Annotated in this window: 18 protein-coding genes and 2 pseudogenes; 7 read left to right on the top strand and 13 right to left on the bottom strand. The window is 39.9% G+C overall.

The annotated features are described in order from the left end of the window. Window positions 1-144 precede the first annotated feature (144 nt). The 3 genes and pseudogenes from I2484_RS04965 to I2484_RS04955 form a co-directional block, all read right to left on the bottom strand. Window positions 145-309: a hypothetical protein gene (locus I2484_RS04965; RefSeq protein ID WP_207149933.1), complete on the bottom strand. Its 165-nt coding sequence runs from the start codon at window positions 307-309 to the stop codon at window positions 145-147. Between the two features lie 96 nt (window positions 310-405). Further along, a pseudogene (locus tag I2484_RS04960) lies at window positions 406-624 on the bottom strand (ABC transporter permease); the annotation flags it as partial. Further along, window positions 615-806: pseudogene (locus tag I2484_RS04955) on the bottom strand (ATP-binding cassette domain-containing protein); the annotation flags it as partial. The pseudogenes I2484_RS04960 and I2484_RS04955, both read right to left, overlap by 10 nt. Before the next feature lie 169 nt (window positions 807-975). Here I2484_RS04955 and I2484_RS04950 point away from each other — a divergent pair. Continuing rightward, window positions 976-1,791, top strand: coding sequence for a flagellin N-terminal helical domain-containing protein (locus I2484_RS04950; RefSeq protein ID WP_275956873.1), 816 nt, complete (start codon window positions 976-978; stop codon window positions 1,789-1,791). Window positions 1,792-1,909: 118 nt separating this feature from the next. Next, window positions 1,910-2,104 (top strand): CsbD family protein, encoded by a 195-nt coding sequence (locus tag I2484_RS04945; RefSeq protein ID WP_207149931.1) that lies wholly within the window; start codon window positions 1,910-1,912, stop codon window positions 2,102-2,104. A 373-nt stretch (window positions 2,105-2,477) separates the two neighbouring features. Here the strand turns inward: I2484_RS04945 and I2484_RS04940 are convergent, their stop codons facing one another. Next, on the bottom strand, window positions 2,478-2,933 hold the full coding sequence (locus tag I2484_RS04940; protein WP_207149930.1) for a YflT domain-containing protein: 456 nt from the start codon (window positions 2,931-2,933) through the stop codon (window positions 2,478-2,480). 176 nt (window positions 2,934-3,109) lie between these two features. On the opposite strand from I2484_RS04940, the gene I2484_RS04935 reads away from it, so the two are divergent. Continuing rightward, on the top strand, window positions 3,110-3,355 hold the full coding sequence (locus I2484_RS04935; RefSeq protein WP_207149929.1) for a hypothetical protein: 246 nt from the start codon (window positions 3,110-3,112) through the stop codon (window positions 3,353-3,355). Between the two features lie 513 nt (window positions 3,356-3,868). Here I2484_RS04935 and I2484_RS04930 read toward each other — a convergent pair. The 8 genes from I2484_RS04930 to I2484_RS04895 form a co-directional block, all read right to left on the bottom strand. Then, complete coding sequence (locus tag I2484_RS04930; RefSeq protein WP_207149928.1) at window positions 3,869-4,540, bottom strand: polysaccharide deacetylase family protein; 672 nt, start codon at window positions 4,538-4,540, stop codon at window positions 3,869-3,871. Window positions 4,541-4,707: 167 nt separating this feature from the next. Beyond that, complete coding sequence (locus I2484_RS04925; protein WP_207149927.1) at window positions 4,708-5,085, bottom strand: hypothetical protein; 378 nt, start codon at window positions 5,083-5,085, stop codon at window positions 4,708-4,710. A gap of 194 nt (window positions 5,086-5,279) precedes the next feature. Beyond that, a complete protein-coding gene (locus I2484_RS04920) occupies window positions 5,280-5,981 on the bottom strand; it encodes an ABC transporter ATP-binding protein (protein ID WP_207149926.1) in 702 nt (233 codons plus the stop codon). Then, window positions 5,974-6,747 (bottom strand): ABC transporter ATP-binding protein, encoded by a 774-nt coding sequence (locus I2484_RS04915; RefSeq protein ID WP_207149925.1) that lies wholly within the window; start codon window positions 6,745-6,747, stop codon window positions 5,974-5,976. Before I2484_RS04915 ends, I2484_RS04920 begins: the two co-directional genes overlap by 8 nt. Beyond that, on the bottom strand, window positions 6,719-7,699 hold the full coding sequence (locus I2484_RS04910) for a branched-chain amino acid ABC transporter permease (RefSeq protein WP_207149924.1): 981 nt from the start codon (window positions 7,697-7,699) through the stop codon (window positions 6,719-6,721). Before I2484_RS04910 ends, I2484_RS04915 begins: the two co-directional genes overlap by 29 nt. A gap of 4 nt (window positions 7,700-7,703) precedes the next feature. Next, complete coding sequence (locus I2484_RS04905; RefSeq protein WP_207149923.1) at window positions 7,704-8,588, bottom strand: branched-chain amino acid ABC transporter permease; 885 nt, start codon at window positions 8,586-8,588, stop codon at window positions 7,704-7,706. 92 nt (window positions 8,589-8,680) lie between these two features. Then, window positions 8,681-9,835 carry an ABC transporter substrate-binding protein gene (locus I2484_RS04900; RefSeq protein WP_207149922.1) on the bottom strand — a complete coding sequence of 385 codons (1,155 nt, stop codon included), beginning with the start codon at window positions 9,833-9,835 and terminating at the stop codon, window positions 8,681-8,683. A gap of 113 nt (window positions 9,836-9,948) precedes the next feature. Then, the gene (locus I2484_RS04895; RefSeq protein WP_207149921.1) at window positions 9,949-10,887 is read right to left on the bottom strand and encodes a carbohydrate kinase family protein; all 939 of its coding nucleotides are present in this window, start codon (window positions 10,885-10,887) and stop codon (window positions 9,949-9,951) included. 204 nt (window positions 10,888-11,091) lie between these two features. Between I2484_RS04895 and I2484_RS04890 the strand changes: the two genes are divergently transcribed. Both I2484_RS04890 and I2484_RS04885 read left to right on the top strand, forming a co-directional pair. After that, the gene (locus I2484_RS04890) at window positions 11,092-11,979 is read left to right on the top strand and encodes an EamA family transporter (protein WP_207149920.1); all 888 of its coding nucleotides are present in this window, start codon (window positions 11,092-11,094) and stop codon (window positions 11,977-11,979) included. A gap of 93 nt (window positions 11,980-12,072) precedes the next feature. Beyond that, the gene (locus I2484_RS04885) at window positions 12,073-12,636 is read left to right on the top strand and encodes a GNAT family N-acetyltransferase (RefSeq protein ID WP_207149919.1); all 564 of its coding nucleotides are present in this window, start codon (window positions 12,073-12,075) and stop codon (window positions 12,634-12,636) included. Between the two features lie 74 nt (window positions 12,637-12,710). On the opposite strand, the gene I2484_RS04880 is transcribed toward I2484_RS04885, so the two are convergent. Further along, window positions 12,711-13,247 (bottom strand): NADPH-dependent FMN reductase, encoded by a 537-nt coding sequence (locus tag I2484_RS04880; RefSeq protein WP_207149918.1) that lies wholly within the window; start codon window positions 13,245-13,247, stop codon window positions 12,711-12,713. Window positions 13,248-13,440: 193 nt separating this feature from the next. On the opposite strand from I2484_RS04880, the gene I2484_RS04875 reads away from it, so the two are divergent. Then, on the top strand, window positions 13,441-13,971 hold the full coding sequence (locus tag I2484_RS04875; RefSeq protein ID WP_207150099.1) for an RNA polymerase sigma factor: 531 nt from the start codon (window positions 13,441-13,443) through the stop codon (window positions 13,969-13,971). Then, window positions 13,968-14,720: a hypothetical protein gene (locus I2484_RS04870; RefSeq protein ID WP_207149917.1), complete on the top strand. Its 753-nt coding sequence runs from the start codon at window positions 13,968-13,970 to the stop codon at window positions 14,718-14,720. Before I2484_RS04875 ends, I2484_RS04870 begins: the two co-directional genes overlap by 4 nt. Window positions 14,721-14,923 lie beyond the last annotated feature (203 nt).

The following is a 14,923-nucleotide window of genomic DNA, read 5'->3' as shown; positions in this document are numbered from 1 at the left end:
GTTCTACATTGTATATAACAAACGTGTGTAATATGAAAAAAAGACTACATAATTACTAGGTAGTCTTCAATCACATGTCGATTTAATTCAATCTTCTTTCCACTCTTTAATACGCTTTCTTACTTCAGCTTCCAAATCTACAAGCTACATTTCATGATTTTCTTGATCCGGCTGTATTTGAAACCAGCTCACTTCATCCTCTTTATAATGTCCTTGATATTCCTTGCCGTCCAACGTCAACTCAAAGTGTAACGTTTCATTTGGCGTATCTTCTACTATTTCTTTCCGCACATTAAAGTTGCCGATCATCTCTTCATCCCCTCCATTTCGCTCATATGAAATTGCTTCTTCATTCCTATCCCAGGAATTTTAAGCCTTTTATTCCCTCAAAGAAAGGGGGGTATTTCATGCCACTGTATTCGGTGATGATGATTGTTTTGCTCCAGCCTTCCTGTATGCTGGATATAAAACACGTTCGAGCCATCCCATAAAGAGGTCTGCGATGACCGCCATTAATGCTGTTGGAATTGCTCCGGCCAAAATAATAGATGCTCCATCTGTTACATTCGTCCCGCGAATAATAATAGAGCCTAGTCCTCCACCACCTATGAATGCTCCCGCCGCAATTGTACAATATTCTTTTCCATAATGTTTTCTCCATTGATCATCTTCATAGTCGTCGTCTTTCCACAACCACTCGGACCAATAAAGACGATAAATTCACCTGCATTTATATGTAAATCTAAATTATCTACAGCTTTTTTACCACCAGCATAAATCTTTAACACATTTTTAAATGCAAGCACTCATTTCGCCCCCTATAATTAAGTTGTTCAATCATTTTAGTTACTTATTCTGATCAAATACCCATTTTCTATTGCATACTCCTTTTTTTCATATTTCAATCATGATTAAGATCATATATTAATAACCTTCAGTTATTACCGATACAGTGTATAAAGAGGGGGTTGTGCCATGCTTGGCATGTGGCAGGCGACAGGAATGAATATCATTCGCAATATGACTATGCAAAACAATCAAGTAATGCGGTCGATGGAGCGATTGTCTTCAGGCATGCGCATAAACAGAGCTGCAGGCAATCCAGCAGGCCTTGCGATTTCCGAGAAAATGCGTGCGCAAATCCGAGGTCTATCGATGGCGGGACGCAACATCCAAGACGGTATTTCCCTATTCCAAACAGCTGAAGGTGCTTTAAATGAAACACACGCCATACTGCAACGGATGCGTGAACTGAGCGTCCAGGCTGCCAATGGAACCTTGACAGATTCCGACCGTAAAGCCCTCTCTCTCGAATTTGTAGAACTAAAAAAGGAAATCACTCGTACTTCAAAAGACACAGAATTCAACACATTGCCACTGTTAGACGGTTCACGCTCCTCCTTGAAAATTCAAGCTGGGGCGAATGCCGGCCAATCAATTGAATTTTCCATAGGCGATATGAGTGCCAAGACACTCGGTTTGTCTGACGCATCGATTTCAACCCAATCCCAGGCCAATGATGCAATTGGATTACTCGACAATGCAATTAAAAACGTATCCTCGGAACGATCTAGAATAGGTGCCTATACAAACCGGCTTGAACATGCGTACAACAATACACTCGTCATGGAAGAAAACTTAATTGCCGCCGATTCCCGCATACGTGATGTCGACATCGCAAAGGAAATGATGGCACTCACGAAAGCAAACATTCTACTTCAGGCTGGCCAATATATCCTCGCTATGCACATGCAACAAGCCCAATCTGTGCTACAGCTGTTAAAACAATAAAAGGCAATTGTGTTGTCTTTTCGACATGCACAATTGCCTTTTTATGTTTTTCTTCCATGTTTAATGTTTTTCCAAAGGGGTATCTGTTACCTAACAAGAATAAAAAGGAGGCTTTACAATGACAAGCGATAGTTTCTCAGACAAAGTCAAAAGCACAGTAAATAAAGTGAAAGGTGAAGCAAAGGATCAAATTGGTAATGCCACAAATAACCCATCACTACAAGCTGAAGGTAAGTTTGATAAGTTGAAAGGCGAAGCGCAAAAGAAAATCGGAGAACTAAAAGATAAAATTTCCGATAATAACAATAGATAATTTTAAAATAGAAAGTCTTCTGTTAAACAGTGATAGTTATAAGTCCATATCTGATAAGAAATAGAAATAAGCGTGTCACTATGCATCCCTATTTTGATTATCTGACTGTATGCCTCCCTTTTTAGACGAAGGGGGGTTTTAATTTATTGTGGGAGTGTGAAACCACTTAAGGGGCTGATGTAAATTTCGTGAAACTGGTAGGGCAACACACCAAACTGTAATGGCAGCCCCAAGACCATAATAGACAACTAAATAATATCAGCACAAGCAACTCGAGAGACTAGACAACGCTCCAGATGAAAAAATTATAATTTCTTATCTTTTAAAAATTAGACGGCTGTTTCCAATTAGTAAACAGTCGTCTTTCTACCCATCATAAGTTTCTTGTATTGAGGCGTGGGACCGTCCCGTCATTATCAATCATTTGTTGGTTTCCATCTTGAGCATCCAATGGTTCTCCACTCAGGCCACGTTCTGTACTACTATCCATCTCATCCAGTGCCTTACTTTTAACGACTAGAGCAACGCCACCACTTTTAACTTCTTTGAAATAGCCCCTAATTTGCTGTTCTGAAAACCCCATGCGTGAAAAAGCATTCAGAATTGGTTCTTCACCGCTCAAGAATAGTTGAAAACAACCTAACCAATTTTCATCTACTCTACCGAGGAGTTCAGCATCGGTCTGTCCCCGGAGCATTGAAATATTATCTTCTTCATTTGTAACGGCATACATATCACTTTCATCATAGCCTTGCGCTTTCAGTTCTGTAATTTTATATAAAACTGTATCTATGGAATGGAATGTAACTAAGTACTTCTTGTTTTCCATTTTACATACCCCCTCCTTTTCGATGATATTGCCTTTATTTCTTATTGTACCCATCAAAACCATTAAGAAACGCACTGCTCCATCAAATTGGATGTTTAGTTTCCGTAAAAGAGTGAATATATAAGAACAGGAGAATATTCCACGGCAAACTCGAAGATGAAAGGAGTCTGATTTTGATGACTAACAAAAATGTATTTACTGAACGTGACCGAAAGGATGCTGAAGGGCCATACATGGATAATCCTGAAAACCTCCGAACTGATAAGGAAAGCATTTACGATATGCATGAAGATATGAAAACTGTCGACTCTATTCCTCTGGAAGATTTAAAATTGGAAGAACGGGAAGAGAAACATCATCACGATTCCAAAAGTAATTCATCCAGCGAAGAGAAATTTCTCGGCCCTGGACTTAAAAAATAGTAAAAAAGCTGTGCACCATTCTTATAATGTGAATGGTGCACAGTTTTTTGGGTTTATGGACAATCGCCTGCGTAAGACCTATACGTTGTTTTACCCCCTCCGGAAAAAGCCCCATATCCACATGATAAATGGACCGTTCGTCCGCGAATGGCAGATGACATCAAAGGGTGCAATAATCATCGAAATGAATTGAAGTACATTCAATGGCATGATGAGATTCCATGGAATACTTTAGAGTTCAAACATGAACTTCACTACCTTTCTATTTGTTAAAGGTAAATATAGTTCTCCAAAACTGTTCTATATTGTGAGTAACTAACGTGTGTGATACGACAAAATACCTAGACATTTATGGGTCATAGGGAGTTGTAAGCATTATGTCCAATTCTCGCAACAAAAAAATCCTCTCGAATATAATAATCGGGAGGATTCCATATTCCTTAACAACACCGAATAAGTTCATCTGTTCAATATCCCGACGAATTTTTCCATCGTCATACCGGGCCCGATATTTCACCTTTTAAATAATAACGGGTTATCTCCCACCTTGTTATAGCCCTTCCTTGTCGTAAAGGCTGTGGTGAACCCAGAATCTATTAGCAGTGATTGCGACTGAAGAAAGTTCGATCCAATAGGATAAGCGAAATGGGTTGTGTTAAAACCGTTTTTAGCTAAAAAATTCTTATTTCTCTTCAAATCTGCAAGAGCTTCATCATAAGGTAGAAAGTTCATTGCACTTAGGCGACCATTAAAATAATGCATGTCATGCGTATGCCCGTGATACGCAAACACATCTTTATTGGCCTCCATTTCATGTGTACTTACCGAAACAATGGTATCCGCATTCCAAGATTGGTCATGTTCTTTCACACGACTCGTAATTAGAAAAATATTTGCTTTAAAGCCATATTTCCGCAAAATAGGTGCTGCGTATACCACGTTCGACTTCAAACCATCATCCATCGTGATAACAACCACTTTTCCTGGAAGATTGATCCGATTTAATAAATACTTCTCTAATGTATTCATATCAATCGTAACGTATCCTTCTTCTTGCAAGTATTTCATTTGCAACTCAAATTCCACTGGTTGAATTGTAGTACTGGCTTCTGAAAACTTTTTATTTTCTTCTTTTCTTAGAAAATGGTGATACATAATCGCCACTACACCTTTATCCTTCACCACTTTTTCCTTCTCAACGTATCCAAGCTACCCAATAAAGTCGACGACATACCATTCATCTGTTTCCTTTACAATCGGAAACCGCATGTTTGCTCTAATCACACCAAGGTTATAATCCTGATTTGAATCATAGACTACAACGTCATTTTTTGTAATAAAGCTTTCATTCGTTAGTTCGGATTGTGGTACTTGACCAGTTTTTCCGCTTTCACTTTTACAGTATCTTCTTTTTTGACAAACCCGGTACCTCTCCCAAAATTCACGTAAAAATAACGATCATTTTCCCCTACAATTTTAAAATGCTGTCCAACTGCGGCGGTACCCACATATTCAAAAAAACCTGTCATATCCCCTAGAATTTCTGCATTCTTAACCATCTTAATGGTATAAATTTGCAGTGATTCTTCTACAATTCCATTTACATTTTCCATGTTGCTGTTATCTTTTGAAACAAAAGAATGTGGCTGACTTGTTATCTGCATAGGTGACCACACTAACAATACGATGGAAATTGCTAGTACACCCAAAAACACACTCACTTTTTTCAAACCCCTACACAGTCCTTTCCATTTTACATAGCTTGGTCTACATAGACGAATTTACTCGGAAAAATTTATAGCTTTAAATTTGAATAGGATGCCTCTACTTTTGAAGGATTTTCTCAAAACTAATCGATGTTCGTATACCACACAAAAAACGGTAGCTGAAATCGCTACCGTTTTTTGTCAAACTTATTTATTAATTAATGCCCTAGATAAGCCTTTTTAATTGTATCATCTTGCAACAGCTCTTTCGCGTTACCGCTCGCGACCACTTTACCTGTCTCCAGCACATAGCCATAATCCGCAACTTTTAGAGCCTGACGCGCATTTTGTTCAACCAACAAAACAGTCGTTCCCGCTTCATTAATCTCTTTAATGATTTTAAAGATATCTGCTACGATTAGCGGGGCCAGTCCCATCGATGGTTCATCGAGTAAAAGCAACTTGGGTTTAGACATAATTACCCGCGCAATTGCCAGCATTTGCTGTTGTCCACCAGACAATGTTCCACCTAGCTGAGATTGTCTTTCCCTTAATATCGGGAACCGATCCATCGCCTTTTCGAGATCAGCATTTACTTCAGCGTCATTTCGATGATAGGCACCCATTTCCAAGTTTTCTAAAACAGTCATGGAAGCTAAAATACCTCGTCCTTCTGGAACTAAAGCCAACCCTTTTCTCAAAAGTTGGTCAGGTCGTAGTCCAGTTACATCCTTACCCAAGTATTGAATACTACCTTCTTTTGGTTTTAACAAACCTGCAATCGTGTTCATCATTGTTGTTTTCCCAGCACCATTTGCACCAAGGATCGTTACAATCGTACCCTCTTTAACCGTTACGTCAACGCTTCTCAATGCCTGGATCTTATCATAGAAAGTACTGACATTCTGTAGTTTAAGCAAGCTCATCTTCCTCCTCAACCCCGAGGTAGGCTTCAATTACTTCTTTATTGTTTTGAATACTGCTCGGCGTGCCTTCTGCAATTTTCTTTCCAAAGTTCAATACAACAATACGGCTACAAATTCGCATAACGAGTGGCATATCATGTTCGATTAATAAAATAGTTATGTTTAGCGCTTGAATTTTCTTGATCAAATCAAATAAATCATTTGTTTCTTTTTCATTCATTCCTGCGGCCGGCTCGTCAAGAAGCAATAATTGTGGTCGACTTGCCAAAGCTCTTGCAATTTCCAATCTACGTTGCTGACCGTAAGATAGATTTTTCGCGATTGTCTGGCCAAATTCTGACAACCCAACAATTTCTAGAATCTCATCCGAATTTCTTAATACGTTTTCCTCTTCTTGCTTTTGATATTTCGTCCGAAATACGCTTTGCAAAACACCCGTAGTGAGGCGGCAGTGATTTCCCACCATCACATTTTCGCGAACAGTTAGCTCTGAAAAGAGCCGAATATTTTGGAAAGTACGGCAAATTCCTCGTTTCGTAATTTCATGCGGTTTCAAACCTGAAAGCGATTGGCCCAAGAATCCTATTTCACCAGAACTAGGGGGAAACATGGCGGTAATCATATTGAACATTGTTGTTTTCCCAGCACCGTTTGGCCCAATCAAGCCCAGTACTTCTCCTTGTTCTATTGAAAATGAAACATCGGTCAACGCTTGAATTCCACCAAAGTTTTTACTTATCTTTTTTATTTCCAGTACCATGTTTTCCCTCCTTTTTCTTTAATCTTGGACGTTTGATCCAATTGACGACATTCGTATCAATAAGCCCCTGTGGTCGGAATGCCATCATAAGTACGAGGAGTGCACCGTAAATCATGAAGCGATACTCGCTGATAACACGTAGAAATTCCGGCATTGTTGAAAGGAAAATAGCACCAAATATCGGTCCCCAAATAACTTCACTCCCCCCAAATATTGCAAATATCAGAATCTCAACAGCACGATGATAACCAAAATCCGATGGACTAATATACGCCGTTAAATGCGCATATAACGCCCCTGCAAATCCGGCAAGTAGCGCACCTTGACCGAATGCTAGAATCTTATAGTATGTAATGTTAATGCCCATCGCTTCCGACGCCTCTTCATCCATCTTTATAGAAGCAAATGCACGCCCTATTCTAGAATTACTCTGTCTGATAAAGAACCAAATAACTCCTATACTAATAATCAGTAACACAAGAAAAACCGCTAAACTTACAAACTGATTATTTTTCAATCCAATCATTCCCGGACTAAAACCTAAGCTTTCACTGAAACTCAAAATTTCTCGTCCAAGATGAGGGATACCACGAATCCCTATAGCACCGTTTGTTAAACCCTCCCAGTTGATGAAGAGCACTCGAATGACTTCCCCAAACCCAAGCGTTGCGATCGCTAGGTATACGCCTTGTAATCTTAGTGCAGGGAACCCAATTAACACACCGATAAAACCTGTAAACACAGCCGCTATAATAATACCGATTACAAGAGGTACATTATAATTAAGCGTTAAAATAGCCGATGTGTATGCACCTATACTCATGAATCCCGCATGTCCCAGTGATAATTGCCCCGTTCCAAGCGTTATGTAAATACTAACTCCAAGGATAATATTCAATAAAATAAAAGTTGCAACCTGCAAATAATATGGGTTTATTAATTCGCTTAACATATAATCACCCCTTTGATTTCGATGTTGACGTACCGAAAAGTCCTTGTGGTCTAACAATTAAAATAACGATAATCGCGATAAACGCGATGGCATCACGATAACCTGAATTTCCATAAGCCACTAAAAACGTTTCAGAAAGTCCCAATATTAGACCGCCCGCCATCGCACCACGAACGTTTCCTAAACCACCAAGAATGATAATGGCTAAACCTTTTAATCCAAATGATAAACCCATTTGCGGATTAACCGAGTTGAATGCAATCCCAACTAGAATTCCCGCAATTCCACCCATTGCAGATGCAATAATAACCGTTTGTGTAATCACTCTTTTCGTATTAACGCCAAGTAGGCTTGCAACTGCTAAGTTTTCTGCACTTGCACGTAAAGCCTTGCCCGCCTTCGTCTTTGACAACCAAAATGTGAGTCCAAACATTAATAGAATTGCAATAACAAAGATAAGAATTTGGACATAATAGACGGTTGTTGAACCAATCGTTATGTTCAACTCCGAAAAGCTTGTTCGGAAGGGCTGATTTCCAGCTCCAAAAAAATGATGAGCAGCATTTTCAAGAAAAATAGATACCCCAATCGTACTGATAAGTGGAGCAAGATGGGACACGCCCTCTTTCCCTCTCAATGGCCTTAATGCAAAACGCTCAAGGAAATAACCTAATATACCTGTAACAATAATGGCAACCAAAAAGGCCACGTATAACGGTAAACCTAAACTATTCGTTACAATAACGCCCATAAATGCACCAAACATAAAAATTTCCCCATGTCCCATATTGACAATGTTAAGGACACCAAACACCAGCGTATAACCGAGGGCAACAACAACATAAATACTTCCCAATGTAAGACCATTTATTAATTGTTCAATTAGCAATGCGCACCCTCCTTATCCATTCATAGCTTTTAAAAATAGTTAAATAGAAATGCAATCAGGCTGCAAACAATCTTAACCTGATTGCCAATTATTTATTCAAATACTATATACTCATTGCCTTCGATGATTAATACAGTAGGTTCCATTACAATATCACCGTCTTCATCAAACGACATTGTACCTAATACACCTTTAAAATCTTTAATTGCTGCCAGTGCATCACGAATTTCATCACGGTCAGCTACACCTGCATTTTTAACCGCTTCAGCCATTAGATACAATCCATCATAAGCTTGTGCTGCAAACTGATCCGGTTCAACTCCATATGCTTCTTTATAGTTCTTCACAAAGCTTTTAACTTTTTCATCATCCTTATGTGCAAACCAAGGTGTCGCAACAATTAAACCATTGGAAGCCTCCCCGGCAATCTTAATAACTTCCGGTGAATTGAACCCATTCCCGCCTACAAATGGAACATCAAGCCCCATTTTTCTAGCCTGATCTAATATAACTGCGCCTTCATTATACAAAGCAGATGCAAGAATCAAGTCTGGATTCAAGTTTTTTATTTTCGTCAATTGTGCTTTATAATCTGATTGACCTAACTGGAATGTTTCTGTCGTAACGACCTCTAGATTTAAGTCTTCTGCTACTTTTTTCATTACATCGTAACCCGCTTTTGTAAATACATCATCATTTCCATATAAAATCGCTACTTTTTTAACATCATATTTTTCAATTGCTTTTTGTACAGATGCTGGAATCGCTAATGTTTCAGGGATTGAGTTTCTGAACACATATTCACCAAGCTGCGGAACCCCCTCTGCAGTATTTGAAGTCCCCATGATTGGAACACCATTTAATTCAGCTTCAGGTCCAACTACAAACATTTCAGTACTAAGCGTAGGCCCAATAATTGCATCAACATTATCTGAGTTCATCAATTTCTGTGCAGCAGATAATGCTTCTTCTTGTTTACCAGCTGAGTCTTCAATCTTCAATTCCAAATCAACTTCTCCTGCTTCTTTAAGCTCCTTATTGGCCAATTTCAAGCCATTCGTAATTGCCTCTCCATAACCAGCTCCTGGCCCAGTTAAATAGGAAATGACACCTATTTTAGCTTTTACTGCGCCATCTGCTCCTATTTCTTTGTCGCCTGCATCCTTCGTATTGTTTCCGCAAGCTGTCAATACAACTAGTGAGAATACCATCAAAACTGAAAATAGCAGTTTGATTCTCTTATTCATTTAATCCCATCCCCTTTAATAGTAGATAATAGTGATAATTCTGAATATACACCACTATTTAGTTAATTGGAACAATAAATAAAAAATCCTCCCACAAAAAAGGGAGGATATCATTATTCATCTATTTCTTCAAGCCGAGGCATTGCAGATAATGCCCCCGGTTTTGTCGCACAGAGTGCACCAAGCTTATTGCCAAAGGAAATATAGTCAATCCATTCATCGCGTGTTTTCGGTTTCCCTTTCATATGGATTTGGCGAAGAATTCCTGCAATGAATGCATCGCCTGCTCCCGTCGTATCGACAGCTATGACGGGTTCAACGCCTACATATGTCAGGCTGCCGTCAATGATGGCAAATGTACCGAGCTCGCCTGCAGTGACAAGTATGGCGTGAATCTGATAGGGCGCCAGTTTAGCGATTCCATCTTCTAACGTATCTGTCTCCGTCAGAAAAAAAAGCTCCTCTTCCGTCAATTTTAGTAGATTGGTGTCCTCAACAAAGGACATGATTGTCTCACGACAAAACGCTTCACTCTCCCACCTAAGTGGGCGGATATTTGCGTCCAATGACAAAGGCACTCCAAACTTCTTAGCAAGGCGTACCGCTTCCCGCGTCGTTTGTAGAGCCGTTAAATGAAACATCGTACCCGAACAAATATGCAATACCGAAGCGTCTTGAAATGCCTTTGTAGACAAATCGGTAGTTTCCACTTGGATGTCAGGTGTCTCATCTATATACGTATGGAAAATACGGTCATTATCTCGCGTCAGATGTATGTACACACCACTCACTCGCTTGTCATTCTTACGTTTCGCAAACGATAAGTCAACACCTTCTTTCTCTAACTCCTCCCGTACAAATTCGGAAGTCGTGTCTTCTCCCGTCACTGTGATGAACGCGGAAGACGCGCCAAGCCTAGAAATTCCCGCTGCCACGTTGACCGTTGCCCCGCCAAGAAACGTCGCGAATGTCGAATTGGACTGGTCTTCCGCTATATAATCGACGAATGCATCGCCATAAATTAAAACGTGTTTTTTAGTTGCATCAATCATGAATGTACACCCTATCACTTTATTTTTCCTCATCGTATCATGGAACACTATATACAGGAAGAGTACCGAAATATATAGCTCGTTTCAATTTATAGTAGAATCTATACCAACACGATTTAAATTCATCTAGTCGTCAGACTTCCGACCTGTAATACTTTCCCTAATCGTGGTATACTGTTTTGATGGAACAGGAGGATTTTTCTTATGAAACAATGGATTTACCCACTACTTATCGTCTTTGCAGCAAGCTGTTACGGTATTCTTTCAACAATTATTAAACTGGCGATTCAAGATGGCTACACTGCTGCTGAAGCAGTAACGAGCCAATACTTCGTCGGGTTTTTCATAGCTTTACTTATTTTTGTCATTGTACGACATAAAGTTCCAAAATTCGGCGGTGGCGTGACGCTCCTTCTTGCGGGGTTATTCACCGCAACGACAGGTACGGTATACGGCCAAGCCATTGAATACATGCCCGCTTCTCTTGCAGTTGTTATGTTATTCCAATTTACTTGGGTCGGAATGCTGTTCGACTGTATCGCGAAACGACGCCTTCCAAAACGAATTGAAGTCATTTCACTTCTTTTCCTTTTCGGCGGTACAATTCTTGCGGCCGGCATTATCGATGCAGATCTTAGCGGAATTCCTTGGCAAGGTTGGGCATGGGGAATGGCTTCAGCTATCAGCTTTGCATCATTTGTTATGATTAATTCACGACAAGTTGAAGGAATGGATACGGAAACGCGTTTGCTGTTCACATCATTTTTCGCAGCCATTGCAATCTTCTTTTTCCAAACGCCTGAAATTGTCTGGAACGGTACGTTGTTCAGTGGCGGTTTATGGGTATACGGTTTGATTCTCGGATTGTTCGGGATTGTCATTCCGATTTATCTCTTCTCAATTGCAGTACCGAAAGTTGGGACTGCAATGACATCGATCTTAAGCGCAGCAGAACTTCCAGTTGCGGTCACCGCGTCCGTTATTTTATTAAGCGAAGCACTGACGACATTCCAGGTAATTGGTATTATTATTATCGTAATCGGTATGACGTTACCGACCATTGCGCAGAGAAGATTGAAATATAGAAGCTGAGTTGAACAGCCCGCTGCACTTGCAGACGGGCTGTTTTCTTTACAACAAGTATTATTTGATATAATAGAGGATGTAGAAGGAGGTTTTTTACTAATGGACATCACAATTCGACAAGCACAACCCGCTGATGCTGAACAGGCTGCGCCGCTTATTATCGACGCAATCGGTGATATCGCTAAAAGAATGACAGGCGAAACAGAATGGGACAAGGTAGAGCAGGAACTATGCGTTCTATTCAAGCGTAAGGATAACCGACACTCTCATCTCTATACCTATATTGCAGAGCTGGATGGGAAAGTAGCAGGTATTATGGTGTTATATGCAGGCTCGGATGCCCCTAAACTCGACCAAAACTTAAGTGAGTGGCTTTCTAAAAAAGGTGCTACTAACTCCGAAGTGGACGCGGAATCATTAGCTGACGAACTTTACATCGATACAGTTTGTATTGATCCCGCATTTCGCGGTAAAGGAATCGGTACGAAGTTGTTTGAGTACGCAGAAGAAGTTGCTAGACAAAAAAACAGCGCAAAACTTTCTTTAAACGTCGAAACAGAAAAAGAACCGGCCATCCGTCTCTACAAACGGATCGGCTACGAGATTGTCTCGCCATGGACAATCATTGGTGAACCGTTTCATCATATGGTGAAAATCATTTAACCTAAATATAAATCGCCCTTTCGATTTCTCCAATGGAAATCAAAAGGGCGATTTTCTTTCATTATTTATTTAGCCTATTGCTCTTTGACGAAAGTAACAAACTTATCAACGATCTTATCCAGAAACTTAAGTGTAGCCTCATCTGTCAGTTGACCATTCTGGAATTTCTGTCCCGCCGAACCAATGAAGATTTCATTCCCCGCAGGAGGCAGTGTAGCCGCTTGGATACTCCCTAATACTTGTCGTAAGTGCAATTGCGCTCTTACTGTTCCAAGCGCCCCTTGAGAAACGCCCATCGGCATAACCGGTTTACCGGCTATCGGTTTGTCCACTCTAGATAACCATTCCAATGCATTTTTCAAAACGCCCGACATAGACCAGTTGAATTCAGGTGTGCTTATGAGGACAGCATCCGCTTCAGCAATCATTTCCTTGTAGTTCTGTACTTCCCCAGAAGGTGAATTTTCCTCATCTTCATTGTAGAACGGCAAACTTCCGATATCCGCAATTACTACTTCAAAAAGGTGACTATATCTCTTTTCAATCGTTTTCACTAACTGCATATTGAATGAATCTTTTCGTAAACTCCCGACAATCGCTACGACTTTCATCAAGTTCTCTCCTCTATTTTACATATTTCATTCTTTAACGTGTACTCTACACGATACCCTACATTCACATATATCATTCGACTCGACTTTGTAAATAAAAATTCCATGCTGAAAACTTTTTAGTGTTTCTAAGGGTAAGTATAGTATGAGCAATAAAATACCGTTGTTCTGGAAGGAGTGAAACCTAGTGGAGATGAAAGAATTGATACGAAACATACAGGCCGGCGACAAAAACTCGTTTCGTGAACTTTACGAAGCATATGCAGACTACGCAATCCGAACGGCTTCTGCTATTACGCGCAACCGTGAAATGGCCAAAGACGCGGTACAAGAAACGTTCATCCGCGTATACCGGCAAATCGGCAGCTATAACCCTGAATTGCCCTTTGAACCGTGGTTTTACCGAATCTTGATGAATGAGTGCCTTCGGTACCTAAAGAAAGAGTCAGCTCTTTCAAAATTTGAACACCCCGACCTGGAAAATGATCCATCCCTTGCTGAAGAATCTTTCGATCATCTATCTGATTTATACGATACGATTCAATCTCTTGATGACATGCACCGAATTCCAATCATATTAAAATATGTGAGGGGCTTCACCGAAAAAGAAATTGCGGAGATTCTAGGACTAAATCACAATACAGTAAAGTCCAGGTTGTTTAAAGGTAGGAAACGGCTAAAAGAACAATTAGACCCGATTGATAAAGAGGAGGGACCACAATGAGTAACTTCGACGAACGAGCAAAAGAGGTTTTTCATAAAAGGACAGAACAAGAAACAATTGGTCTACAAGATGAAATATGGAACGGCCTAGAAAAAGAATTATTCAGCGAAGAGAAAGTTAACAGGGGTGAAGTTCAGACAATGAAAAAGAAAAATCGTCTAATTCCTATTCTTATTACAACTGCCGCTGCTCTTATCATCGCATTCAGTTTACAAACGGATACTGGAATGGCATTCATGAAAGGTATTAAAGATATATTCGTCCCGGAAAAGGAAATTACTCAAAGCATTGAAGGACAGGACGAAAAAACCGACGTTAATTTAAATGAAGGTACAAATTCACAGTACATCATTTATGTCGATGAAACACGCTATAAAATGATCAAAAGCGATAAAGCAGACGTCATTACAACGATTGAGCCGCTTCCGGAAAAGTACCCAGAAGTGACTATGGAAATCAGACAAGTAACAGATCAGAAACCCGTAGATCTTGTTAAACAAATTGAAGTCGAGTTAAAGGAAGAGTTTCCGGAATTAAGAGCTGTCGAAGCCGTAACAGAACCAGTCGAAGGCTATTTATTATATGGATTGAACGGTAGCGATTGGGATGCTAAAGTTGTTCAAGCATATGTCATCAGCAATGGCAAAGAGGGTAGCTACATCATTACAGAAAACTATTTCCTTGAAGCTGCGGAAGGCCACGGAGCAAGGTTTCACTATATGTTGGAGAGCTTTGAGATAGTAGAATAAAGAAATATGAAAGAGGATTTGCGATACAAAAACGGGTAATTTTTAGGGGGGACAAAAAAGAAAAAAACATCAATAATAACACTTGTTTCAACGACCCAAAAAGCATCGGTTATAGCGCCGCTGCTTTTTTGAATTATTAATTTTACAAGCTTTGCTAGAATTAATGCGACTATCTATACCAATAAATCATGTACATCTCTATT

The organism is Sporosarcina sp. E16_8 (assembly GCF_017347095.1).
In the GTDB taxonomy this organism is placed as follows: Bacteria; Bacillota; Bacilli; order Bacillales_A; family Planococcaceae; genus Sporosarcina.
Note: the sequence above shows the minus strand (reverse complement) of the source record. Positions and strands in the feature narration are given on the sequence as shown.

Coding starts and splice junctions, on each gene's coding strand:
- I2484_RS04940 (WP_207149930.1), bottom strand. CDS start 2,933: ATGGAAAACAAGAAGTACTTAGTTACATTCCATTCCATAGATACAGTT.
- I2484_RS04875 (WP_207150099.1), top strand. CDS start 13,441: ATGAAAGAATTGATACGAAACATACAGGCCGGCGACAAAAACTCGTTT.
- I2484_RS04890 (WP_207149920.1), top strand. CDS start 11,092: ATGAAACAATGGATTTACCCACTACTTATCGTCTTTGCAGCAAGCTGT.
- I2484_RS04945 (WP_207149931.1), top strand. CDS start 1,910: ATGACAAGCGATAGTTTCTCAGACAAAGTCAAAAGCACAGTAAATAAA.
- I2484_RS04870 (WP_207149917.1), top strand. CDS start 13,968: ATGAGTAACTTCGACGAACGAGCAAAAGAGGTTTTTCATAAAAGGACA.
- I2484_RS04910 (WP_207149924.1), bottom strand. CDS start 7,699: ATGTTAAGCGAATTAATAAACCCATATTATTTGCAGGTTGCAACTTTT.
- I2484_RS04895 (WP_207149921.1), bottom strand. CDS start 10,887: ATGATTGATGCAACTAAAAAACACGTTTTAATTTATGGCGATGCATTC.
- I2484_RS04935 (WP_207149929.1), top strand. CDS start 3,110: ATGACTAACAAAAATGTATTTACTGAACGTGACCGAAAGGATGCTGAA.
- I2484_RS04965 (WP_207149933.1), bottom strand. CDS start 309: ATGATCGGCAACTTTAATGTGCGGAAAGAAATAGTAGAAGATACGCCA.
- I2484_RS04885 (WP_207149919.1), top strand. CDS start 12,073: ATGGACATCACAATTCGACAAGCACAACCCGCTGATGCTGAACAGGCT.
- I2484_RS04880 (WP_207149918.1), bottom strand. CDS start 13,247: ATGAAAGTCGTAGCGATTGTCGGGAGTTTACGAAAAGATTCATTCAAT.
- I2484_RS04900 (WP_207149922.1), bottom strand. CDS start 9,835: ATGAATAAGAGAATCAAACTGCTATTTTCAGTTTTGATGGTATTCTCA.
- I2484_RS04915 (WP_207149925.1), bottom strand. CDS start 6,747: ATGGTACTGGAAATAAAAAAGATAAGTAAAAACTTTGGTGGAATTCAA.
- I2484_RS04950 (WP_275956873.1), top strand. CDS start 976: ATGCTTGGCATGTGGCAGGCGACAGGAATGAATATCATTCGCAATATG.